This is a genomic window from Neisseria sp. P0001.S005, from assembly GCF_051963715.1.
In genome coordinates, this window is the sequence record NZ_JBQCTZ010000994.1 from 1 (window position 1) to 261 (window position 261).

At 38.7% G+C, this 261-nt stretch carries 1 pseudogene; it reads right to left on the bottom strand.

Features of this window, described 5'->3' with window-relative positions:
* Positions 1-261 (bottom strand): annotated as a pseudogene (locus tag ACTHSP_RS23815) (hypothetical protein); the annotation flags it as partial.

Genomic DNA, 261 nt, shown 5'->3' on the forward strand with positions numbered 1-261 from the left:
GCTGACGAGTTGGAGCTGTGATTCTTTCGATGTTTTCGTCCCGACGTTTTGCATCTGCTGGGTGTTTGATTCCATATACAGTACTCATACGAAAATTTTTTAAATCTTCCATATCAAGCTGACCATGCACTTTTACAGTTCTATTTCCAGGTAAAGTGACTCCATTGTCTTTTTCTGTTTGTGCAATAAACTTAACAAGAGCCTCATTAACTTTTGCACCATATTGATTGCCAATATCCGCAATAAAGACCTTTGCCTGCA